General features: G+C 58.7%; 25 protein-coding genes, 2 tRNA genes and 2 pseudogenes. 14 read left to right on the forward strand and 15 right to left on the reverse strand.

The window, feature by feature from the left end; genetic code table 11:
- Positions 1-87: 87 nt before the first annotated feature.
- Positions 88-792, forward strand: a complete 705-nt coding sequence (gene rlmB, locus G359_RS12580; RefSeq protein ID WP_245280018.1) for a 23S rRNA (guanosine(2251)-2'-O)-methyltransferase RlmB — start codon at positions 88-90, stop codon at positions 790-792.
- Between the two features lie 67 nt (positions 793-859).
- Here rlmB and G359_RS12585 read toward each other — a convergent pair whose 3' ends face one another.
- From G359_RS12585 to G359_RS12595, 3 genes are all read right to left on the reverse strand, one after another.
- A complete protein-coding gene (locus G359_RS12585) occupies positions 860-1183 on the reverse strand; it encodes a hypothetical protein (protein ID WP_245280019.1) in 324 nt (107 codons plus the stop codon).
- Between the two features lie 186 nt (positions 1184-1369).
- Positions 1370-1702: a hypothetical protein gene (locus G359_RS12590; protein WP_045836410.1), complete on the reverse strand. Its 333-nt coding sequence runs from the start codon at positions 1700-1702 to the stop codon at positions 1370-1372.
- A gap of 166 nt (positions 1703-1868) precedes the next feature.
- Positions 1869-3401 (reverse strand): exopolysaccharide biosynthesis polyprenyl glycosylphosphotransferase, encoded by a 1533-nt coding sequence (locus G359_RS12595; protein ID WP_082072921.1) that lies wholly within the window; start codon positions 3399-3401, stop codon positions 1869-1871.
- 365 nt (positions 3402-3766) lie between these two features.
- On the opposite strand from G359_RS12595, the gene G359_RS12600 reads away from it, so the two are divergent.
- On the forward strand, positions 3767-4612 hold the full coding sequence (locus G359_RS12600; RefSeq protein ID WP_245280020.1) for a WecB/TagA/CpsF family glycosyltransferase: 846 nt from the start codon (positions 3767-3769) through the stop codon (positions 4610-4612).
- A gap of 27 nt (positions 4613-4639) precedes the next feature.
- Here G359_RS12600 and G359_RS20075 read toward each other — a convergent pair whose 3' ends face one another.
- The 3 genes from G359_RS20075 to G359_RS20780 all read right to left on the reverse strand — a co-directional run bounded on the left by G359_RS20075 (position 4640) and on the right by G359_RS20780 (position 5756).
- On the reverse strand, positions 4640-4828 hold the full coding sequence (locus tag G359_RS20075) for a hypothetical protein (protein ID WP_082073091.1): 189 nt from the start codon (positions 4826-4828) through the stop codon (positions 4640-4642).
- 198 nt (positions 4829-5026) lie between these two features.
- Entirely contained in the window at positions 5027-5383 is a 357-nt protein-coding gene (locus G359_RS20775) for an outer membrane protein (RefSeq protein WP_197077578.1), read from the reverse strand.
- Between the two features lie 37 nt (positions 5384-5420).
- On the reverse strand, positions 5421-5756 hold the full coding sequence (locus G359_RS20780; RefSeq protein WP_045836413.1) for a hypothetical protein: 336 nt from the start codon (positions 5754-5756) through the stop codon (positions 5421-5423).
- Positions 5757-6498: 742 nt separating this feature from the next.
- On the opposite strand from G359_RS20780, the gene G359_RS12620 reads away from it, so the two are divergent.
- The 3 genes and pseudogenes from G359_RS12620 to G359_RS12630 form a co-directional block, all read left to right on the forward strand.
- A tRNA-Thr gene (locus G359_RS12620) sits at positions 6499-6573 on the forward strand.
- A 151-nt stretch (positions 6574-6724) separates the two neighbouring features.
- Positions 6725-7102, forward strand: a complete 378-nt coding sequence (locus G359_RS12625; protein WP_045836414.1) for a DUF488 domain-containing protein — start codon at positions 6725-6727, stop codon at positions 7100-7102.
- 61 nt (positions 7103-7163) lie between these two features.
- Positions 7164-7790: pseudogene (locus G359_RS12630) on the forward strand (uracil-DNA glycosylase family protein); the annotation flags it as partial.
- Here the strand turns inward: G359_RS12630 and G359_RS21125 are convergent.
- The 6 genes and pseudogenes from G359_RS21125 to G359_RS12655 all read right to left on the reverse strand — a co-directional run.
- Positions 7735-7872: pseudogene (locus tag G359_RS21125) on the reverse strand (hypothetical protein); the annotation flags it as partial. The pseudogenes G359_RS12630 and G359_RS21125 overlap by 56 nt on opposite strands.
- A gap of 1 nt (position 7873) precedes the next feature.
- Complete coding sequence (locus G359_RS12635) at positions 7874-8131, reverse strand: EF-hand domain-containing protein (protein ID WP_045836416.1); 258 nt, start codon at positions 8129-8131, stop codon at positions 7874-7876.
- Between the two features lie 292 nt (positions 8132-8423).
- The gene (locus G359_RS12640; RefSeq protein WP_197077579.1) at positions 8424-9848 is read right to left on the reverse strand and encodes a N,N-dimethylformamidase beta subunit family domain-containing protein; all 1425 of its coding nucleotides are present in this window, start codon (positions 9846-9848) and stop codon (positions 8424-8426) included.
- 338 nt (positions 9849-10186) lie between these two features.
- On the reverse strand, positions 10187-10633 hold the full coding sequence (locus G359_RS12645; protein WP_045836418.1) for a DUF1810 domain-containing protein: 447 nt from the start codon (positions 10631-10633) through the stop codon (positions 10187-10189).
- Positions 10634-10773: 140 nt separating this feature from the next.
- On the reverse strand, positions 10774-11676 hold the full coding sequence (locus G359_RS12650) for an MBL fold metallo-hydrolase (RefSeq protein WP_045836419.1): 903 nt from the start codon (positions 11674-11676) through the stop codon (positions 10774-10776).
- A 21-nt stretch (positions 11677-11697) separates the two neighbouring features.
- Positions 11698-12309 (reverse strand): TetR/AcrR family transcriptional regulator, encoded by a 612-nt coding sequence (locus G359_RS12655; RefSeq protein ID WP_156150763.1) that lies wholly within the window; start codon positions 12307-12309, stop codon positions 11698-11700.
- Positions 12310-12638: 329 nt separating this feature from the next.
- Between G359_RS12655 and G359_RS12660 the strand changes: the two genes are divergently transcribed.
- The 6 genes from G359_RS12660 (at position 12639) to G359_RS12685 (ending at position 18057) form a co-directional block, all read left to right on the forward strand.
- Positions 12639-13493 (forward strand): ABC transporter permease, encoded by an 855-nt coding sequence (locus tag G359_RS12660; RefSeq protein WP_045836421.1) that lies wholly within the window; start codon positions 12639-12641, stop codon positions 13491-13493.
- A 3-nt stretch (positions 13494-13496) separates the two neighbouring features.
- On the forward strand, positions 13497-14327 hold the full coding sequence (locus G359_RS12665) for an ABC transporter ATP-binding protein (RefSeq protein ID WP_045836422.1): 831 nt from the start codon (positions 13497-13499) through the stop codon (positions 14325-14327).
- 34 nt (positions 14328-14361) lie between these two features.
- The gene (locus tag G359_RS12670) at positions 14362-15375 is read left to right on the forward strand and encodes an ABC transporter substrate-binding protein (RefSeq protein WP_045836423.1); all 1014 of its coding nucleotides are present in this window, start codon (positions 14362-14364) and stop codon (positions 15373-15375) included.
- Between the two features lie 97 nt (positions 15376-15472).
- The gene (gene glnT, locus G359_RS12675; RefSeq protein ID WP_045836424.1) at positions 15473-16834 is read left to right on the forward strand and encodes a type III glutamate--ammonia ligase; all 1362 of its coding nucleotides are present in this window, start codon (positions 15473-15475) and stop codon (positions 16832-16834) included.
- 9 nt (positions 16835-16843) lie between these two features.
- Positions 16844-17602 (forward strand): creatininase family protein, encoded by a 759-nt coding sequence (locus G359_RS12680; protein ID WP_045836425.1) that lies wholly within the window; start codon positions 16844-16846, stop codon positions 17600-17602.
- A gap of 173 nt (positions 17603-17775) precedes the next feature.
- The gene (locus G359_RS12685; protein ID WP_045836426.1) at positions 17776-18057 is read left to right on the forward strand and encodes a hypothetical protein; all 282 of its coding nucleotides are present in this window, start codon (positions 17776-17778) and stop codon (positions 18055-18057) included.
- Positions 18058-18072: 15 nt separating this feature from the next.
- On the opposite strand, the gene G359_RS12690 is transcribed toward G359_RS12685, so the two are convergent.
- Positions 18073-18390 (reverse strand): hypothetical protein, encoded by a 318-nt coding sequence (locus G359_RS12690; RefSeq protein WP_045836427.1) that lies wholly within the window; start codon positions 18388-18390, stop codon positions 18073-18075.
- Between the two features lie 134 nt (positions 18391-18524).
- Positions 18525-18598 (reverse strand) — tRNA-Gly (locus G359_RS12695).
- Between the two features lie 276 nt (positions 18599-18874).
- On the opposite strand from G359_RS12695, the gene G359_RS12700 reads away from it, so the two are divergent.
- Entirely contained in the window at positions 18875-20566 is a 1692-nt protein-coding gene (locus G359_RS12700; protein WP_045836428.1) for an OFA family MFS transporter, read from the forward strand.
- A 264-nt stretch (positions 20567-20830) separates the two neighbouring features.
- On the opposite strand, the gene G359_RS12705 is transcribed toward G359_RS12700, so the two are convergent.
- The gene (locus G359_RS12705) at positions 20831-21136 is read right to left on the reverse strand and encodes an ETC complex I subunit (protein ID WP_045836429.1); all 306 of its coding nucleotides are present in this window, start codon (positions 21134-21136) and stop codon (positions 20831-20833) included.
- Positions 21137-21439: 303 nt separating this feature from the next.
- Between G359_RS12705 and G359_RS12710 the strand changes: the two genes are divergently transcribed.
- Both G359_RS12710 and G359_RS12715 read left to right on the forward strand, forming a co-directional pair.
- Positions 21440-21739: a hypothetical protein gene (locus G359_RS12710; protein ID WP_045836430.1), complete on the forward strand. Its 300-nt coding sequence runs from the start codon at positions 21440-21442 to the stop codon at positions 21737-21739.
- Positions 21740-21865: 126 nt separating this feature from the next.
- Positions 21866-22435: an HdeD family acid-resistance protein gene (locus G359_RS12715; protein ID WP_052699357.1), complete on the forward strand. Its 570-nt coding sequence runs from the start codon at positions 21866-21868 to the stop codon at positions 22433-22435.
- The last annotated feature ends 77 nt before the right edge of the window (positions 22436-22512 follow it).

The following is a 22512-nucleotide window of genomic DNA, read 5'->3' on the forward strand; positions in this document are numbered from 1 at the left end:
TCCCGCCCGGCCAAAACGGCCTTCCACCCCAACGCACGCGCCCGGGACGCCCGCGGCCACGCCGAGGACGAGGATGGCCCCATACGCTTGTTTGGCCTGCACGCTGTCGAGGCGGCGCTGAAGAACCCAGCGCGCAAGGTCCTCCGCGTCCTTCTGACCGAAAACGCCGAACGGCGCCTTCTGGAGGCCGTGGGCACGATCGAGCTGCCGATCGAGCGCGTCACCCCCCGCGACCTCGACAAGCTTCTAGGCGCCGATACGGTGCACCAGGGAGCGGCGCTCGACGTCGAACCCCTCCCCGAACCCGATTGGCACGATCTTGCCGCATCGGCAGGCGGACGTCCGCTCATCGTCCTCGACCAGGTGACGGACCCCCACAACGTCGGCGCGATTTTGCGCTCGTCAGCTGTTTTCGGCGCAAGCGGTCTTGTCATGACGCGCCGGCACAGCCCGCCCCTCAACGGTGTTCTTGCCAAGTCTGCATCAGGAGCCCTCGAACTCGTTCCTGTCGCCCTCGTCGCCAATCTTTCGCGTGCCCTCGATGAACTGAAGGAGGCGGGCTTCGCCGTCGTTGGTCTCGACAGCGAAGGCGAACAAAGCATCGAAAGCCTCGATTGGTCGCAACCGACGGCTTTGGTGATGGGATCGGAAGGCAAGGGACTGCGCGAACTAACCCGCAAGACGTGCGATAGCCTCGCGCACATCACGACCGACGACACGCTCGCCAGCCTCAATGTGTCGAACGCGGCCGCGATCGCGCTTCACACGGCGCTGCTCGCACGAAAAAAATGAAGGCGAAAAATGAAAACGGCCGGCGCGTTCCCGCGCCAGCCGCTAAATCCTGATCCGGCGATTTCGATCAATCGCAGATGAGCGGACGTTCGCAGAGATATCGCCCGCCGCGGCAGACGGTATCGCCGAATTCGTTTTCAAAGCACCGGCGCCCTGACCAACGGCACTCTTCAGGGCCACGGTAGCAACGACCCTCGTCATAGCGCGAATAGTAGCGCGGACGGTCATGCGCTGCAGCAGCCGCGCCAAGAATGCCAAGGCCGATAATGCCCGCAGCAACACCAACGCCAACACCGGCGCCACGGCGCGCCTGCGCCTCTGGAGCGACAGCCATCATCATTGAACTCGCGACGGCAAGCGCCATCATCGCGTTGCCAAATCTTTTCATCATGGGTTGTATCCCCCTTAGCAAGAACTCGTACGCGTGCTCATCCCGCGAGCATGAGGATATTCTCAGAAGACCTATGAACATGTCCTGAATGCGAGCCCATCCCGCAGCGAAATCATAAAAAAGAAACGCCCGGCCATCTCAATGACCGAGCGCTATGAATTCCTGATCGGACTGAACGGCGTCCGCTTACCAATCGCCGCGGCGATGACCGCGATAGTGCAGGCGGTGCCACTCGACGTGGTGGTAGCGCCTGTTCGGCGCGCCCCACGACGCATAGTATGGCGGCAACGGCCCCTTATAGCGGCTGATGATCGGACCGCCCCACTCGCCGGAGTTGTAGTAGGGATACCAGCCGCGTGGATCGTAATAATACGAATAGTACTGCTCGAGCGCTTCGTTGTGGTGGTATGGGCGGACCCTGAGATCGGGACTGTCCAAACCAAACGCAGAGGCCCCGCCGCTCGGCGCTAAAGAAGCTGCCGCAAGCACGGCCAGCGCCATCAAGGACTTAAAGCGCATCGGTGAACTCCCTGGTCGTTCTGGATGAGTTTCGCGCACGCATGACACGAAAGCAGCAAGAATCGTTGCTCAGACTATCTTAAGAACGCTTGAATGCCATCCTGCGAACAACGGCCGAAGCCGAATTCAAACAGGCCGTTACATCTCTGCCAGTACCTTTGAGTCGTCATCGCGCATTGCGCCCCACCTTGGGCGAGATCAGCGTCAGCAAAATGATGTAGAGGTCGAAGCCGAGCGAGCAGTTGTCGATGTAATAGAGATCGTGATCGACACGTTGCCGCATCTGCTCCTCGGTACGCGTCTCGCCTCGGAAGCCATTCACCTGCGCCCATCCCGTGATGCCGGGCTTGACGTTGAGCCGCCGCGGATAGAGTTCGATCCGCCGCTCGAAGAAACGGTCATGCGCAACAGCGTGCGGACGCGGACCCACAAGAGACATTTCACCCTTGAGAACATTGATGAGTTGCGGCAGTTCGTCGAGAGACGTCCGCCGCAAGAAATTCCCGACGGCCGTGATGCGGCGATCATTCTCGGTCGCCTGAATGATGACGTCGCCATCGTCCAGCGACGACATGGTGCGGAATTTCCAAATGCGGAATTCCTCGGTGTTGTAGCCACGCCGGCGCTGCTTGAAGAACACCGGCCCGGGGCTATCGAGCTTTATGAGAAGAGCGATCGCCGCAAATAGCGGGCTGAGGATGAAGAGCGCTACTCCAGCGGCTACCATATCGAACCAACGCTTCGTGGCGGCCTCGAATGGGCCGAGCGGCGGTCTCGTCAAAGAGAGCGTCGCGGTTTGTCCGAACCGGGCGATGCGAGCGTCCTTGAACCTTCCGACCAAACCGCTCGTGCTCAAGTGCAAGGCAATCGGCAGAACATTGAAAGCATTGACCGCGCGCTCCAGAAACTCGCTGCGGTAAAGCGTGTTCGATATGACGATGTCTTCGACGCCGAGCATCCGGGCATTGGCGACGGCCGCGTCGAGCACAGCCTCGACTTCTTTTGGCTCCCCCGCAATTTGGGGAACAGCAGTCCTCGCAATGACCCAAAAGCCCGTTGAGCCGTCGTTGATTTCCTTCTCGAGCGAGGCGATATCGCGATCCGTCGCCACGATCATGACCTTGCGTCGGCGCACCCAACCGCGCGCCATGATGTAAGCCACGGCTCGGCTCAGCACAGCGTTGAGAGAGAGCACACCTGCAAGACCACACACGAAAAAGACGACCAGCCATCCGCGCGAGAATACGTGCGTGCTCTTTGTCAGAAAACCGATGACAGAAAGCCCAATGAAGACGAGACTCCACGTCAGAAAGACGCGGCCGGGGCTCCGCATCCCTTCCAACAAAACTCCGATGGCGTATTCGTCGCGAATGAGAAACGCCGAGGTGTAACCGAGCCCGGCGAGACTTCCGATCGCCGCATAGGTTTCGACGAACCCTTGCTCGCCGTAGACGAGCCAATGGTAAGTCATCCCGGTCGCGATCGCGATCAGAACGATGCTGACAAGCTCAATAAGGAATGCAGCCGCGCCAAAACTCGTTTGGGTCAAAGCAAAACGTGAGAACCTTACGATGTTCGGCGAAGCTAGTCTTCGGGCACTACCAAGCACGGATACGTCTTCCTCGTCAGAACGGCCAAGGCAAGCCAAGGCCATGCCTGCCCCCAGCAATGCATTTGCCGGGCCGCGAGGGTGCGACATGGGAGTCTTCGCGACACCCGACGAAATGACCTGACCCCGCCTGCAAGTTGCAGAGGCGCTCTCGCACAGCAAATCATCCGAAAAACTTGAGATTTGCCCGCCTCCGCCGGGCCGACGGTGCAAACCCGATCCCCGCTCGCCGAGAGATGCGGACGATCCTCACGTCTGCCCGGACGGCCCATGAACCGTTCCAAACCCTGCGGCACTCAACGTGCAATATCGGGACGATCGTCGACAAAAATGAAACAAATCGGTGCGGCGGCCAGCGCGGCCTCTTCCATTAAGGGCTCCGTGCCGCCTGTCTACCGCGAGGCATAGGACTTGCTCCGGCTCTGGCACGCGACAGCTGGATCAGAGAAGTCAAAGTGCAACAGAAAAATACCGCCGCGCTCGCATTGGCGGACCTGGAGTTACCCAACGCCACGCAAGAGCCGATCCCAGCCCTCGCCTACGTCGGCGGTTGGCCGATCAACACCGCGGATATGCAAACGGCGATCTCACGGATCATCGGCCGGGCCAAGGCACGAGAAGCCTTCACGGTTTTTACGTTGAACCTCGACCACCTCGTAAAACTTAGGAGCGACGAGCCGTTTCGCCGTGCTTACCGCAAGGCCGACATCGTCACGGCGGATGGCGCTCCTGTCGCCTGGCTCGCACGCTTGCAGGATCAAAGCGTCGTCCGCGCAACCGGTTCCGACATGCTTCTACCTATGCTTGACGCCGCCGCGGACGCCCGCCTGCCCGTTTTTCTTTTCGGATCTACGGAAGAGGTGCTGACGAAAGCCGCGCACGAAATTGGCAACGTCACCGATGGCCTTCTGAAGATCGCGGGAGTGCTGTCGCCGTCTCGCTCGTTTGATCCCGAAGGACCGGAGGCGGACCGCGCCATCGAGACCATCAAGCGGTCGGGAGCCCGTATCTGCATCGTCGCCCTCGGCGCACCGAAGCAGGAAATATTTGCCGAGCACGCCCGCGCGCGGGGCCTCCGCTGCGGAATGATCTGCTCGGGAGCGTCACTCGATTTCCTTGCCGGCGCTCAGATAAGGGCGCCCGGACTTTTCAGAAAACTCGGCCTTGAATGGCTGTGGCGCCTGGCAACGAACCCTCGCCGCCTTGCAAAGCGATATGCCGAATGCGCAATCACCCTCGCCCGTCTCCTCATCGCCGAAGTGGCGAGACGACACCTTCCGCAGCCAGAATCCCGGGCATGATTTGCCGGAGCATCATTTAATCGAAAATCAGTTCTGCCAAAGATCCGACAACGGCGGATGACGACTGTCGCCGCGACGGTTTCGCGGCCGGACATACATGATGGCCGCCGTTGGACACTCGGCCTTCAGTTTGAGCGCGGCCACGAGCGCATCGTCACCGTCGATTAGGACATGCCCCAGTCGTCCCTCGGACTTGAAACCCACGGCGAACTGCATGGCCTTGATCTCCTCTAGTCGACGTGACTGTACCACGTCTGGAGGAGCCTTCGCACTGTCGCTCTGCGCTGGCGGCGCGGCCAGGCGCAAAAGCTTGAATTCCTTCGGAAAGCTGGATCGCGCCTAGTCTGCGATCCCAAAGGGCAGCTTCCGTTGCCCCTTGGAATTCTTCATCGCTTGCAGGCCCGCGGGTGCGCGCTACTTCAGCGAAGCAGCACGCTCGCTCGCTGTCCCGAGCTTGAACGTCAATCGCGCCCTGACAATATCCAGGTCCGGATCAATGGTGCGACTCTCAATGGTGATGTGATCGACACTGTCGAAATCGATGTGCTGATACTCGACGCCGAGAATGATGTTTTGGGTCACACCCCAATCGAGCCCGCCGCCGATGTAGAAACCATCGTGGGTCGCTTTCGAAGCGTCATAAACTAGGCCCGTCTCTTTCTCTTGAGCTTGAGTGGTCACGCGGCCGTTGGCATAGCCGCCGGTCGCATAGAGAAGAACGTTGTTCCACGCGAAGCCCACACGCGGCCCGACTTCCCAGACACCTCGCAATTGAGCCTTGCAACTGAAATCGTTCGGGCAATCGGCCTTACTCCCCGATACCATGAAAAATATAATTGCCCTCAAGACCCGCAACGAGGCGGCCCCACTGACGTTGATATCCAATGTGGGCGCCACCGAGAACGCCGCTATAGCTCTTTGGGTTCGGATTGGTTGGATTACCCCCATCGTCATACACCCAACCGACATCTCCCCACCCGCCGCCAACGCTGCCACCCAAGTAGGCTCCCGACCAGTCATAGTTTGCAGTGCCTGATGCGACTGGTGTCGAAAAGCCACCTGCAGCCGCCGGCGTTACCCATGGGAGCGTGACGGAAACAACAGCTGCAACGAACACCGAAGCAGCTGAAACGATCTTGTACATATTCTTTCTCAATCCCCTGAGCATTTGGCCCGGATTGAACACGATTCAAATGATTCGTGAAGATGGAGGATCAAGGCTCGCCACCGTCATATGTGCGTCCCCATGTAGGCGCGCGAAACGTAGACGATCGAAGCTCGAACGATTAGCTAACGGGCCAGGTTCAAAACGGAACCTGACCTAACTCGGCGCGTTAATGCGCGGTTGGTTATTTCAAAACCGGGAGGATAACTTTTGGGTATAAAAAGCATCGCACTGTGCGCCGTAGCTGTGTCGATCATTTCGGCATCGTCTGCTTCGGCAATCACAGTGGGCGCGCCTGCGCATGACGCAGCGTCAACTGCGATCCAGCAAATCGATTACAGGAACGATCACCGGAACGATCGCGGTAGGAAGCCGAATTTCCACAAGCGGCACGACAGACGTCCGCCCAATGGCTGGCATCGCTATGATCGCCGCCCCGGTGACTGGGGCCGTCGCGGTTGCATGGCAATCGGCCCGGTCTGGTGGTGCCCGTAACAGGCCGCTTCTAATTGGAAGCCATAAGAAGCAGAGAGCAATCTCTGCTTCTTTTTTTGACTGGAATACTCCATCTTCCGAGATGGCGGCAGCACCGCTTGCACACCACCCGCCGCGTCTTGTATCAAGCGCTTGGCGCGTGAGCTGGTGACACCTGACAAATTGCGCAGCAAAAACGTTGGACTCTTCGGGGTCAACGACGTAAATCACTGATTTCCTTCGGCAAGCCGGCTTAGCACAGTGGTAGTGCACCTGATTTGTAATCAGGGGGTCGTAGGTTCAAATCCTACAGCCGGCACCAATTGAGATTAGGCACTTGGTGCCACTCTGAAATCTCATTCTGACCCTCCTGCAGAAAGCCTGGCTGGTCACCGAGCCGAGCAGTAACATCCCGGCGGGGAGCCTTGGGGGACCGCAGCAACGTCGCGCAATCTTCTTCCGGGAAGCGTCTCATGACCCGAGCACCATTTCCCCCTTCTCATCTGCGATTGAAACGCGCCTACGAACCGGCCGCCACCGACGACGGCGTACGGATACTGGTCGATCGGCTTTGGCCCCGCGGGGTGAGCAAAGAGAAGGCTGCACTCGATGAGTGGGAGAAAGACATCGCGCCGAGCACCGAGCTGCGGCAATGGTTCGGCCACGATCCGGCGCGCTGGCCGGAGTTCAAGCGCCGCTATCGCGACGAACTTCGGCAACACACCGACATCCTGAAGCGCATTCGCGCGCTGACCAAGACGCATACGGTCACCCTCGTCTACAGCGCTCATGACGAGGAACACAACGATGCCGTCGTCCTAAAGGACGTCCTGTTGAAAAAGCGGGAATAAAAAATTCGACGATCTCACATCGAACCCTCGGATACATCGCACGAAGGGTTAGGATAGAAGTATGCCCTCGAGAACGATTGTCCAGGCCAAGATCTCGACGCCGAACAACACAAACGCCCTCGATGCGTTGGTGAGATCTATCCGCGCGTGCCGGGTCTGCCGAGACGATCCCCGCTATGGCAAGCCATTGGACCACGCGCCGCGGCCAATCCTTCAAGTCTCGGAGACGGCGCGCATCTGCATCGCCAGCCAGGCGCCTGGGACCCGCGCACATAAATCGGGCCGCCCGTTCGACGATCCGTCGGGAATCCGGTTGAGGCAGTGGCTAGGCCTCGATGAGGCTGCGTTCTACGATTCCCGCAACGTGGCGATCGTCCCAATGGGTTTCTGCTTTCCGGGATTGACGCCCGGCGGCAGTGACCTGCCACCCCGCCGGGAGTGTGCGGAGATCTGGCAAACAAAGTTGTTTACTCACCTGCCGAATGTGAAGCTGCTCTTGATTATCGGCAGCCACGCGCAACGTTGGCATTTCGGACCGGACGCCGCGCAGCAGGGCGTCAATAAGATGGTGCAGCGATGGCGCGAGGTTTACGACGCCGATTTATCGTTGCGGAGATTTCCGCTGCCCCATCCGTCGTGGCACAACAACAGATGGCTTCAACGCAATCCATGGTTCGAGACCGACCTGCTTCCGGTACTGCGCGCAGATGTCCGCCGGCTGTCCTGATTGAGAGCCGGCGGAAAACGGCGCCTCGCGGCCATCGTGCCAGGTTACTTGGTCACCAGGCCTTTCTTGCAGCCGGCCTTAAACTCTTCCCAGTTGATCGCCCCGTCGTGGTCGACATCGACCTGGTCGAAACTCGCGATGAAGGGTTTTGCCTTGTCGGGCTTGAGGTCAGCACCTCCCGCTTCCTTCCAAGCAGCCGCACAATCGTCATCGTTTAAGGGTGTGGCCGGGTTGGCTTGTGCGTTAACGGCAACAGCAAAGGGCAACAAGGCCAATGACCAAATGATAAGGGATCTACGCATGAAACTCTCCTACCCAGACGAGCACGCCTGAAATCATCTCAGGCGCTTATCCCGCGAGTAGAGGACGAGAAGCGATCGCGCATTAGCGTCGTCCAATTGTGATTGCCGTTTTCAAAGAACGGGGCAAACGAATTGGGGCAAATTGTAAGTGTTGGAGTCTCCGTTAGGCGCACACTCGTTTTGAATCGTCGCACGATCACTCGGAACAGCGGCTGCAACGCACACAGCAAACCTAATTTGCATGCCGCGTTGTAGATTCAATCCTGCGACCGCCAATTATAAACGGTCGGCCCTAGCTTGAATAACGCCTTGCTCCGAAGCGCGTGAGGACATTGTGCGTAATCTGAGCGGCCGCATCGTTCAGCCGTGATGTGCGAAGCTCAGGCACATTGAAATCGTCGAGCCCCCAGCACCACTGAATGCTCCCGGTCGCAAAAACCTGCCCTCCCGATGGAACGGCGTACGTCGCCATGTTTGCGACAACACTTCGCTTCGGATCATAGAGGTTTTGAGCTGGAGAGGTCGCCAGGACAACGAGACCCTCGGGAGCGTGACTTGTCACGCCGTCGACCTCATAGCCAAGAAGCCCTACGAGCTCGGAGCCTTCACGAAGACCCGTATTTTCAAACGCCCAATGACTCGGATTTGTGATGACGATATTGCCATCAACCGGATCCATCAAATACGAGATCCCGATGAGCTTGTCCTCGGGTTGCGAAACAGGCGCCTCCCGCCAGTTGGTTGTGGCCAAATGGTCATTCGACGGATCGCCATCGATGAGAACGGGGTCCGACGCAGCAGCGCTTTCCTTATAGATTGCCAGAAAACGGCAAGGACGGCCCTTGCGATCCTTCTCTTGTCTCACCTGCCAATAGACGGCATTAGCGCCGGAGAAAATTAGGCATGTACCGTTGGACAAAGCCTTCTCGATATTCGTTCGGCTTTCCAACGACCAATACTCGTCGTGCGCGCCCGCGATAAAGACGCGACGCCGCGAAACCGCGTCCGGCAAATTATGGCTATCGACATTGGTGATGTAAGTGACGTAGTAGCCCTCTCGCTCAAGCCAGCGAACCGTATTGTAATCCCACCCCGCGCTCGAGATTGGATACCCTTCACGCACCGGCTGCACATTCGACAGGAACTCACCAGCACCCATACCCAAAGCTGCAGCGGCCGGATTGGTGCTGCGGGCATAGGGTCTGTTGAAGGACACCACGACCGCGGGACGGCCCGCCGAAGAACCCCACGGCAATTCACCGCCGCTTCCCCACTCGTAGCCCGACTTGCCGCCCCAGAAATTATAGACTTGGTACGTGTTCACCGGAAGCTGATAGACAATATCGGCGTTGTCGTTGTCCTTTCTCACGACAAAAATAATATACGATTGGCGACGAAAAGTAATCTCCTCCAATTTGGCGAGATAGACTCCCGAAAGCCAATTAGACCGAACATCCAATTTGAATGGTTCCTGCCAATCGCAATCGACCAGGCCCGTATCAGGATCCGGCGCGGGGATGCTTTGGCGGACACCACGCGCGGAGACCGGCCCCCAAACTTGTCGAGCACCGCGACCATCGTACCAGCCCATGCGAAAAATTTCGATCGCGTATGAAGGCGCCTCAGTGTTCACGTAGAACTGGATCGTCTCACCGGCTGAAACGCTGCACGCTGAAGCATATCCCTCGATCTCACGCTCCAAAGCGGGTCTGGTCAATTTCCATCGCTTCGTGCCGCGGCGGAGATTTTCATACAAAATCGGATTAGACTTCCCGGAGAGAAAGAGCCGCACCCGCGAAAGCAGGCGACGCACCGGGGCAGGAACATGAATATCCATCAGCAATAACTTTCATGAGAAATGATATATTCAAAAAAGGTATTTCGAAGAACGCCGGAAGATCAGCAAAACCGATAGAATTTCACGCTATTCGCAAGCAAGGGGCCGCAGCATCAAATCCACGGCGGGCACAAATTATCGACAGAAATCAGCCTCGGTCGCGCGCCCGTCATTTCGTCCGCCGCATTTGCGAGCTTGAAAACTCAAGAAGTCCCTCATTACGCGTCTCTGTTCGTCGCCCCTAAAAGCGCGAGCGTGTTTCGGTCAGGCCCGTTGCAGAATGTGTAGAGCGCCCGAGCGTAGATGCTATCGTGCCCTGTCACCGATGCGAACAGTGTCATCGACGAACGGAATTTCAGATTATCTGGCGAACCTAAAATATCGATCAGCGCTTTGTCTCTGTGATCGAGCATCAGCGCCGTGACCTGAGCCAGACGCGGACCGAGAACCGGATGGCTCACAAAGGCTCGCGCTTCTTCATAGCTTCCGATGCCGAACTTTTCCGACATCGCGCTCGAACCGAGACCGCGGAACTGCGGAAAGATGAACCACATCCAATGCGATCGCTTTTTGCCCGACGCGAGTTCGGTCACCACGCGCGCGAAAACGTCTGCCTGTGCATTGACGAACCGCTCGAGATCGAAAGGATCCGCATGATCATGCATGATTGTCCTCTTGAGAACACTGACGGTTAAGCTCGGCCCGGCCCAGCGACCTAATGTTATTTGCACAATCCGTGAAATCGCAGACTATTCATTCTCGCGAGCGACCGCTCCCAAAATCGCAACGTAATTCCTCGAGAACATCAGTTATTGCTGACTTGCCTCCTGACTTTATCGACGTTCATTTTGTGCACCGCCTCATAGGGCTCGAAGTACGTGATCGAACCGCGGGCGAGAGGCTCCGCGAGTAAAGTCCGAAGAGGAAGACGCGAGGAACGCTCGTCTGCCGCTGCAGCAAGCAGATGCTCGACGTAAATGCGCGTAGCATCGATCAAGCCAGTATCATAACCCGCGCCAGCAATACGCTCTGGCGAACCGTGGTTCGGCAAAATCCGCGAGAATTCCCACGTTGCAACCGCGGCGAGTCCGACTAGGTGCTCCTGAAGCCGCTCGGGCTCGTCAACATAAGTAACGGTATCTTCGAGCGTGTCCCCGGCGAGCAAAGTCCCGTCTTTCGGGAAATACATCGAGACACCATCGCGACTGTGAATGTCGAGCGGACGCAATTCGATTTCGACATCACCGCATCTCAGCTCCAAGCCGCCCGAAAATGTCGTCGTCGGCATAACGAGCGGTGAGATTTCGGGTAAGCTATCCAGGGCGCCCGCTTCGATCGCGGCCCTCTTCTCTGAAAGCAACCGCGCGGTTTCCTCGCACGCAATGATCTCGCAGTCATCGAAGACCGCGTTCCCCGCAACGTGATCCAAGTGCCAGTGACTGAGCACCACGCGAATATCGCGAACCCCGCGAGCCTCGAGCGTCCGCCTGATGAACCGCGCATGAGCGAGAGATAAGTGCGTGTCGTAGACAATCGCCGACGGCCCATCGACAACGGCGTAACTACAAATGCCAAGCGCATAGCCCCCGTCATCGAGCCAGTTTGGCTCGGGCGAATGATAGCGCCTGCCCGGCACACGTCCGTCATAAAAGCCCAGAAGATGGGGCCCGAGTTGAAGCACCCGCATCGTCAATGTTTCGTCCAACATCCGATCATCCACCACTGCGGCTCATTTCTTTCGCTTCAATTGAGTGTTCAGGAATGCCCGAAGATCATCAATGGCGATGATCGGATCGAAATCCTTCAGGATCATCGCGCGCGCGAACACACCGTCAAGATAAGTCGAAATGAAGCTCGCGGTTTCATCGACATCAACGTTGCGAAAATCGCCACGTGCAATTCCCGCAGCAAGCGCAGCCTTCAAAACACCTCGCTCATCGAGATAGAACCGTCTGATCGCATCGTCGATCCGAACGTTACGCGTCGATGTCTTCGCGTAATCGATACCGATCTTGATGAGCTTCGCGATCGTCTCATACTCTTTGACGTGAATATCGAGCCATCCGAAGATGATGTCACGCGGATGCTCCAATCCCTCACGCGCCAAGCGGAACTGCTCGAATGCGCGCTCGACCGCAAGCGTAACGGCCCGTCGGAACAACTCTTCCTTGCTGCCGAAATAGTAATAGATCAGAGCCGGATTGAAGCCCGTCGCGTCCGCGATGTCCTTCGTCGTAACCGATGAAAAGCCGCGATCGGCAAAAAGATCGAGCGCCACCTCGCAGATCTTCATCTCGGCGTCTGGCGAACCAACATCGAGCCGTGGACGTCCAGCGCGCACAACACGAGTCTTGACCGGTGCCTTAGTCGCCCGCTGCCGTAGCTTTCGTACAGCCGATGGCGGACTGCTCTTAGTGCCCACGCGACCCCCCAATCCTTTTTATGCCGACGTTCGTACCAGACGAAATCGCCGGGCGTTACCGTTGCCTCGAGAATGTGCGCGCTGGTGCAAAGATTGTTCAAAAAAGCTGCACTTTGGCGATCACAAACGCTTGCCTAGGAATATTAATTAAGCGCTTAATTAGCGCAAGCTCAAGCGAGAGTTTGGCTCAACAAGTCAAAACCCGCCGGCCACATTGCAAAGCGTTTAGATCGATGCGGACAATTTGGATGGATGCTTCGCCACTGAAAATTCAAGCCGGCCACGCGCCCATTAATGATAGCAAAGCTGCCAGGACACCGCGTCAATGGAAGCTCCGCGGCGCGCTGACGAAGCGCCAGTATGCAGTCTACTCACTCCTCGGCGTCGCGACGCCGATCCTGATCTGGGCCTTCGCCCACGAAGCCGGCATCGTCCCAAAAATGTTCATGCCGGGCCCACTGGATGTCATCCAACGCTTCTGGACATGGATCGCCAATGAAGGATTTGCCGCCGACCTGTTGATCAGCGTGCAACGCGTCTCGCTCGGGTTCCTCGCATCTCTTGTCATCGCGCTGCCGCTTGGATTGGTCGCCGGCACGTTCAAGCCCGCCGAAGCTTTCCTCGAACCCGCAATGGACTTCATCAGGTATATGCCCGCCGTGGCATTCGTCCCTCTCATGATGCTGTGGTGCGGCGTCGGCGAGCAGTCGAAAATCGCGATCATCTTCGTCGGCACGTTCTTTCAGATGGTGCTGATGTTCGCGGACGACGTTCGCAAAGTACCGATGCAGCAAATCGAGGCGGCCCAGACGATGGGCGGCACCCGGCGCGAAATTCTCTACAAGGTCATCTTCCCGTCCGCCGCTCCGGCACTTCTGACGACCTGCCGCATCACGCTTGGATGGGCGTGGACATATCTGGTCGTCGCCGAAATCGTCGCTGCCAATTCCGGCCTCGGCTACGCGGTCCTCAAAGCGCAACGCTTCCTGCAGACCGACAAGATCTTCGCGGGCCTGATCGTCATCGGCTTTCTCGGCCTCCTCCAGGATCAGCTGCTCCGCGCTCTCCACCACGCTCTCTTTCCCTATCTGCGGAGGCAATAGGCGATGACCAAAGCCATCGAGATCAAGCACGTCTTCAAAAGCTTCGAGGGAAAACGCGGCAGCAACGTCGTTCTCGACAACGTTAGCCTGTCGATCAAAGCCGGAACGTTTCTGACCATCGTCGGCGCGTCGGGCTGCGGAAAATCAACTCTTCTTAGAATTGTAGCGGGCCTCGAAACGGCCGATGGCGGCATCGTACTTGTCGGAGGCAACCCGATCGATGGACCCGGCGTCGATCGCGCCATGGTCTTCCAGGACTACAGCCTCTTTCCGTGGCTGACGGTGAAGCAGAACGTGCTCTTCAGTCGGCGCCTCGCAGCTAACAGCCATGACAACCTCGCACTGGAGCGCGGAGCCGAGGACGAACGCGCATCGAGGTTGATCTCGCTCGTCGGGCTCGCCGCATCGCAGGACTTATATCCCTCGCAACTCTCGGGCGGCATGCGTCAACGAATTGCGATCGCGAGAGCGCTCATGTCGAAACCGTCGATCATTTTGATGGACGAACCCTTCGGCGCGCTCGATGCGCAAACGCGTGAGGTCATGCAGGATCTCGTGCTCGACGTCGTCGAGCAGGAAGGCACGACGATCATGTTCGTGACGCACGACGTCGAAGAAGCGCTCTATCTCGGCACGCAGGTCGTTCTGATGTCGCCGCATCCGGGCAGGATCGACACGATCTACGATGTGCCGCTGCCGCCAACGCGCAACGAGCTGATGCGCGTGGACCCCAAGTTTCTCCAGCTCAAGCGGACCGTGATGGAACGTATCCGCGAAACAGTTGGCCTGTCGATGGACAGGTCTGCATCGGCAATGGTCGAAGCCGGTGCATGACGCCCGGCCCTTAAACGGAGGAGTATCCCAGAACATGCGTACGCTCTTGTCACGGCTCCGCACTTTCGCAATAGGCGGTGCAGTTGCACTCACGGGAATGGCGTCTGTCACCGCCACTTCCGCACGCGCTGAAGAAGAGGTGAACCTCGCGACAGTTGCATGGATCGGCTACGCGCCGTTCTACGTCGCCGCCGAAAAGAATATGTTCGAGAAATACGGCGTCAAAGTCGCGCTGAAAGATTTCGCCGACCCAGCGCTCATTCCTGCTGCGCTACAAAGCGGCGGAATTCAGGGCGCGATGTACACGTACGATCAGGTGATCAACCTCGTCGCGAACGGCAACGCCTATCGCGTCGTGATGCCGATCGATTACTCAAATGGAGCCGATGCGCTTGTCGCCGAGAAATCGATCAAGTCACTCGCCGACCTCAAGGGCAAAAAAGTCGCCTACCCCTTCGCGACCTGCGACAACCTTCTGGTCGCTTTTGCCCTGCAACAGGCAGGCTTGACGGAAGCCGACGTCGAAGGCCTCGACACGACGCCGGAAAACGTCGCGGCTGCCTTGATGGGTGGCGCAGTCGCGGGCGCAACGTACGAACCCAACGTCAGCAAGATCCTGAAGCTCGACGCGAACGGCGGTTATCACGCGCTTTATACGTCGGCTTCCGCACCGGGCCTGATCACCGACATCCTCTACTTCTCGACAGATTACATCGAAAAGAAGCCGAAGGCAGTCGAAGGCGTGATCAAGGGCTACATCGACGGCATGGCTTTCCTGAAAGAGCATCCCGACGAAGCCTACACGATCGTCGCGAAATACTTCTCAACGACCGTCGACGACGTAAAGGAACAGGCAAAGGGCGCTTACAATATTCCGGTTGCCGAAATGGCCGGATATTTCGCCCCGCGCGACGATGCCAAATCGCTCTTCACGTCAGGCAAGTTGATCGCGGATGTCCTCATCAAGCGTGGACAGATCAAGTCGGCCCCGAAGATCGAAGACACCTACGAAGCAAAGTTCGTCAGCTCACTCATCGCCGCGAAATAACGACTAAGCCGGCGCGGGCCCTAGGAAGACCTCTGCCTTACCGCGCCGGCGCAACCATCCCCGTGAATAAAAACCGAACACTGGAGACGATAAGAATATGGACGCCGTCGTAAATAAGGGGCGCACGCAGCTCGAGGATCAACTTGCTGCAGAAGGCGTGAAGTACCTGCTCGCAAGCTATGTCGACATGCATGGCGTATCGAAGGGCAAAGCTGTCCCGGTCGCGCATCTCCACCGCATGCTCGGAGGCTCGGAGCTCTGCACCGGTGCGGCGCTCGATGGAATTCCACAAGACGTAAGTGACGAGGAAGTCGCCTCGCATCCCGATCCCGAGTCGTGCATCGTCCTCCCCTGGAAAAAGGACGTCGCTTGGTTCGCGAGCGATCTCTGGTGCCGCGGAAAGCCCTTCGAGCCGTGCAGCCGAAATATCCTGAAGCGCTCGCTCGCTAAAGCGGAAGCCATGGGATACGGCATGAACCTCGGCATGGAAGCGGAGTTCTTCGTACTGAAGGACGATCCAGTCCAGGGCTTCAAGCCGCTCTCGGAGCGCAAGCACCTTGAGAAGCCTGCCTATGACGTCACGCGAACGCTCGACAACATGGGTTGGATCGGCGAACTCGTCGACGCCATGAACGGCCTCGGCTGGGACGTCTACAGCTTCGACCACGAAGACGGCATCGGACAGTTCGAAGTCGATTTCCGCTATTTTGATGCACTCTCGATGGCCGACAAGTTCGTCTTCTTCCGATTGATGGCACACGAAATCGCCCGCAAGCATGGTGGCTTCGCGACGTTCATGCCGAAGCCCTACGCTGACCGCGCAGGCAGCGGCGCACATTTCAATATGTCGCTGACCGACAAGAAGACGGGCAAGAACTTGTTCTCCGACCCTGCCGATCCACGTGGCTGCGGTCTGTCGAAACTCGGCTATCAGTTCCTCGCCGGCATCATGAAGCATCTGCCCGCGATTTGCGCGGTCGTTGCCCCAACGGTGAACAGCTACAAGCGTCTTGTTCTGAAGGGCTCGATGTCCGGATTTACGTGGGCGCCGGTTTGGGCCTGCTACGGCAACAACAACCGCACCAACACGCTCCGCATTCCCCAAGGCGGAGGCCGCGTCGAGTTGCGCGCCGCGGACAGTGCTTGCAACCCGTATCTCGGCGCGGCGCTCGTCTTGGCCGCAGGTCTTGAAGGCATCGAGAACGATCTCGATCCGGGCGATCCGCACACTGAGAACATGTATCTGAAGAGCGAAGCAGAACTCAAAGAGATGGGCGTCTATTCTCTGCCCCGCACACTCGATGAAGCGGTCTCCGCCTTCGACGCTGACCCATTGAGCGAAACCGTGTTCGGTTCCGCGATGAAGAAGACGTGGGTCGACTTCAAGCGTGACGAGTGGCTGAGCTACCTCAATCACGTCTCCGACTGGGAACGCGCCCGCTATCTGAAGTTCTTCTAAGGCGCACCGATGATCTGGGCGGAAAGAACATGGAGCGAATTGCCGGGCGATTTGGCGAACGCCAGTCACTCGGCCATTCTACCCGTCGGCGCAACCGAGCAGCACGGACCCCATCTTGGTACCGGAATGGACTTCGTGCTGGCGGATCGCCTTTGTCAAAAAGTTGCAGAGCGGACGGGCGTTCCGATGCTCCCCGCTCTGCCCTATGGCTGCTCAATCGGCCATAGTCGCCGCTGGCCCGGCACGATCGCGCTTCAGCCGATAACGCTGATCACGATCGTCAAGGAGATCGGCGACTGGGCGTATCACTCAGGCGTGCGGCGGCTCTTCATCGTCAACAGTCATGTGACGAATGCGGCGCCGCTCCGTTGCGCGCTCGAGATGCTTCGCGCCGAGCACGACGACATGATGGTCGCGGTCATCAACACTGCGACCGTCAGCGAGCGGGTCCGCGCCGCGCATTTTGCCGATGCGGACGACTGGCACGCCAACGCCGCCGAGACGGCGCTTATGCTCGCGGCAGCTCCGGAAATTGTACGGCCTGATTTGATCGCGAGTTCCGATGATCCCGATCGCACAGGCGGGCTGGTTTTTGCTCATCCCGTGAACAGAACGAGTGCCAACGGGGTCACAGGAAAGCCGAGCCTGGCAACCGTCGATCAGGGACGCGAGCTTTTCGCCTGGATGATCGAAGATCTCGCCGCAATCATCGAGCGGGGCAAATCGGAAAAGCCACCGCTCGACAATTCCTATTTCGGCGGGCCCTGAAATAATTGTTCGCAAATCAGTGGCGGCGCAAAAATCCGTGCCGCCACATACCTCCCTCGCAAACTGAAGGACGTGCACGCCTTTCGCGGCCATGCTAACCTCCCGAAAATCGGAGCGAGAGCCCTTCAACCGATGAAGAGTGCTAGCGTCCAGGCGAAACCAGGAGGGATGGTATGCCGAACTTTGGAATTCCTCGCCGGGCTTCGGCGGATTTCAGGGCCGAGTCTGTCTCCGTAAACTGGAGGCGCGGCCTGTTTCGGGTTTGGATCCTGATTTCTGCGGGCTGGATAATGGGGTGGACGATCTATCTCATGCTCGAGGGCGTTCAGGGTAGCCTGAGCACAAGGGGCGACTTCATCGAAGTGCCGATATTGCTCTTCGCTCCGCCAGTGGCGCTCTGGCTGTTTGGCTTCGCGGCCGCCTGGGCCATCCGCGGTTTCGAAATCGAGCGATAGAGATCCCAGCCTTGCTCACGTCGCGTCGGATTGCGCACGTGAATGATCTGCCGAACCTCTTGTCTTCCAGAACCGGTGCGCCCGCGCTTCTTCGTTGTCGCTCTTTGTGAGCGTCAAATGTTCAGCGAGTGCCTTCGAGTCTTTGATGACGTCTTCCCACGTCAGATCGGCCGCCTTCAGCATTTCCGAAGCCTTCAACCCCGCCGACGCGCGCTCGCCTTCATTGGGAGACGCGAGCATCGCGCAGAGTTTCGCGAAGCGAGGAAGATCGAGAGGAATCTGACGCCGCTCGGCCGGACCGGCGGATGGAGTGCGACGACGCCACTTGGCCATGAAACCCTCTGAGAACCGTGTCCAACTCTTTGTACTCTGCGTTTCGGAAGCTTGATAGTCACTTGCGCGACGCCCCGCCAAACACGCCGATGAGCCTATAGGGCTTTGATTTTATGGAACAATTTTGGAATGGTTGGAGCGGGTGATGGGAATCGAACCCACGTATTCAGCTTGGAAGGCTGCTGCTCTACCATTGAGCTACACCCGCGGCAGGCTTAGTGGCCCGGAAAGAAACGGGTTTCTGCCATAGGCCCGCGGAACATGCAAACGGTCAAAACTGCGCAAATGCAATTCTGTCCAGGTTATCCCATCACATCGCGACAAGCCCTCCTTCCGTGCCTCGGCGCAGGCAGTCGTAATCGAAAGATTTCGTTGCCAAACAGCCGGGACCACTCGAAGGCGTGTTGATTGTGTCGCATCCCCCATGCGAAAACCGCTGAAAAAGGCAGCCATGAACTGCCTCATAATCTGGGGGGAATAACACATGACAATAGCCAGCTCGGCGGACACGTCCGCGGCCGGTTTGCTTGATCGAGAACGCATCGTCGCAAAAGCGGGGTTCAATCGCTGGCTCGTGCCGCCGGCCGCTCTCGCCATCCATCTCTGCATCGGCATGGCATACGGCTTCTCGGTTTTTTGGAAGCCGCTCCAGGGCGCACTGCTCGGCGCCGACGGCAAACCTCTGCCTGAATGCTCCGCAGGTGCGGTGACTTTCGGCGAGAAGGCCGCAGGCACGCTTAAAGCCCTGACAGCCACCGACTGCAATTGGAGCCAGTTCGACCTCGGCTGGATGTTCACGTTCTTCTTTGTCCTGCTGGGCGTGTCCGCCGCGATCTGGGGCGGCTGGCTTGAACGGGCTGGCCCACGTAAAGCCGGCGTCGTCGCGGCAATTTGCTGGTGCGGCGGCCTCGTGATTTCGGCACTCGGCGTCCACCTGCATCAGCTTTGGCTTATGTGGCTCGGCGCTGGTGTCATCGGCGGTGTCGGTCTCGGACTGGGCTACATCTCACCGGTATCGACGCTGATCAAATGGTTCCCCGACCGTCGCGGCATGGCAACCGGCATGGCCATCATGGGTTTCGGCGGCGGCGCAATGATCGGCTCTCCCCTCGCCACGCTGCTGATGAGTCACTTCAAAACCGCAAGCGATCCCGGCGTCTGGCAGACTTTCATCGTCATGGCCGCGATCTACGCCGTGTTCATGCTTATCGGCGCGTTTTCCTATCGCCTGCCACCGGCCGGATGGAAGCCCGAAGGCTGGACCGCGCCGACAACAACCAATGCAATGATCACGTCGAACCAGGTCCATCTCGCCAACGCACACAAGACTCCGCAGTTCTGGCTTTTGTGGCTGGTGCTCTGCCTCAACGTTTCCGCCGGTATCGGCATCATCGGCGCCGCTTCTCCAATGTTGCAGGAGACTTTCGGCGGCGCCCTCATCGGTCATCCCGAACTTGCATTTGCCGATGTGAAGAAGGACGCCGCACTCGCAGCTCAAGCTGCAGGCGTCGCTGCAGGCTTCGTCGGGCTCATCTCGCTCTTCAACATCTTCGGGCGAATTGCGTGGGCCTCATCCTCGGACGCGCTCGGCCGGAAGCAGACCTACTTCATCTTCTTCGTGCTCGGCGCGCTGCTCTACGCGCTCGCGACTCAGGCAGCCGCATGGAAGTCGCTGGCGCTCTTCGTCGCCTGCTTCTGCGTTATTGCATCGATGTACGGCGGCGGCTTTGCGACGATACCTGCCTATCTCGCTGACATGTTCGGCACTCAGTTCGTCGGCGCGATCCACGGACGTCTCCTCACCGCGTGGTCGACGGCGGGCATCGTTGGCCCCGTGATCGTCAACTACCTGCACGACACCCGGCAGGCGGAAGGCATCCCTGCCGACCAGATCTACGGACCTATCTTCTATGTCCTCGCCGCCCTCTTGGTCGTCGGCTTCGTCGCCAACCTCCTGGTGCGGCCCGTCAACGCGAAATGGAACATGACGGATGCCGATATCGCAGAAGAACGCGCCAAACTTCACGAGAAAGGCGGCGCCAAAGTCTCAGGCTCATTCGGCATCGGCAAGGGCGGCATCGACGCGAAGGCCCTGCCGTTCTGGCTTCTCGTCCTGATCCCGCTCGGCTGGGGAAGCTGGACCACGGTCCAGAAAACCGCTGCACTATTTGGCTAGACTTCATGTGCGCGTGCGGCCTGCCTGTTCCGAGGCACGTCGCACGCGGACACCTTCGCCGCGAAGTCCCAAACACCAAAAATTTGATTAGCTCAGAAGGCCAACACAAAGCCGCGCTGGCGGCCGGCTCCGCGCAGCGGAGTCGCCAGCGCCAAACATCAACATCGCGCGGGCGGCCAGCTCGCGGAACGCGAGTCGCACGCGCCAAACATCAACATCGCGCTGGCGGCCGGCTCCGCGTAGCGGAGTCGCCAGCGCCAACGATCAATGCGTCCAGTTTGTCGTCCGGCCGAAACGGAAATTGTCAGCGTATGACTTGCGGATCGGCTTACGCGCCTTCGGCTCGGTCAACGTATAGGCGAGCCCAGCGCGCGTAGCGTACGCGACAGCCTCTTCCTTGGTATCGAACTCGAGCCGCACCTGCGATTGCATATCGCGAGAGCTCGTCCATCCCATCAGCGGATCGATGTCGCGCGGCGAAGCCGGTCCGAACTCCAGCACCCACTCCTTAGTGCGCGCTTCCCCTGACTGCATCGCGGTTTTGGCGGGTTTGAAGATCCGTGCCGTCATGTTGGCTCCGCAAACGTTGAGATCGAGAAATTCGTCGGGCGATCCTCTAGCATTTACTATCCCCCGTATCGACGTCAATTTCACCGCAGCCGGCCCAAACGAAGACGCCGTCCCGAAAATCCTCCGGGACCAAGTTGGCGCCGCGCTTCGCCTTTGGCAATCGTCGCGCCATCAGCCTTACCAAACTATCGGGTTTTTTAAATTCCGTCGTAACCGGTGCGATCCAGCGTCCGCCCTATGCTCGCTGCCAGACGGGGAATTACTTGGCGGCCAATCAAATAATCACCCAAGGAGCCCATAACTATGAAATATTTAATCATCCCAGCACTCGCCGCACTCTCACTCTCTGCCGCGGCGACACTGGCAATCGCCGAAGATCAGGCACCCCCAACCCGCCACACCTTTGGGGACGAAGGCAAGCTGCCACCAACAGGCGCCGCTACCGGACGTGTTCCCGAAATGGGAGCCGGAACAGGCACGAGCACCGGCACGGAAGGTACAGAACCAGGCCGGCACAGAATGGGCGACGAGGGCAAACTTCCTGCAACGAACTCGATGAGCAACGAGGTGCCGAAGATGGCCCCGAAGACCCCCGACAAATAAGACGTTCCGGCTCTTCTCGCGGCCAATGATTGAAGAACGCAGTCGGCGCCCCTGCTCGGCAGCGGCGCGCCGGTTGCAGCTTAAGAAAAGGTCCCAATTCCCTTTTTCGAATTCCGGAGACTCGTCATGACAGTCAGACCCATACTGGAGACGCATTCCCCCTCGTCAGATCCCAGCTGGTGGGGAGCTATACTTCTCGGCGCCGTGTTTATCCTCGCCGGCCTCATCGTTCTAGGCGATGTCGTCGCCGCAACAGTGATCAGTGCGTTTATCATCGGGATCGTACTGCTCGTCGCTGGTGCGTCTGAGGTATTCCAATCATTTTCCGCCCCGCATTGGCGCGGCTTCCTTCTCAGACTTCTCGTTGGACTCTTATATGCCGTCTGCGGACTGATGCTCGTATCGAACCCCGCTGCAGCCTCCGTCGCCCTGACACTGGTCTTCGCGTTGGCGCTCATCGCGTCCGGCGTCGTGCGCATCGTGCAGGCCGTAGAATACTGGCAGTGGTTTGGCTGGTTGCTGCTCGTCTCGGGTATCGTCGGCATCGCGGCAGGACTTGTCATCCTGTCGAAATGGCCGGTCAGCGGCTTGTGGGTTCTCGGTCTCGTGGTCGGGATAGACCTGCTGCTTCACGGCTTCTGGTGGATCACACTGGGCGCCGGCTTGCGGCGCGATAACAGGGCGATCACCGCCTGACGGATCGGCGCAGGCCCGTGCTGTCTCTCTGAAGACTGCAACGCCAGGGCGAAAGCTCTGGCGGGCTAGGGCGCGTT

This window comes from Hyphomicrobium sp. 99, from assembly GCF_000384335.2.
GTDB lineage: Bacteria > Pseudomonadota > Alphaproteobacteria > Rhizobiales > Hyphomicrobiaceae > Hyphomicrobium_B.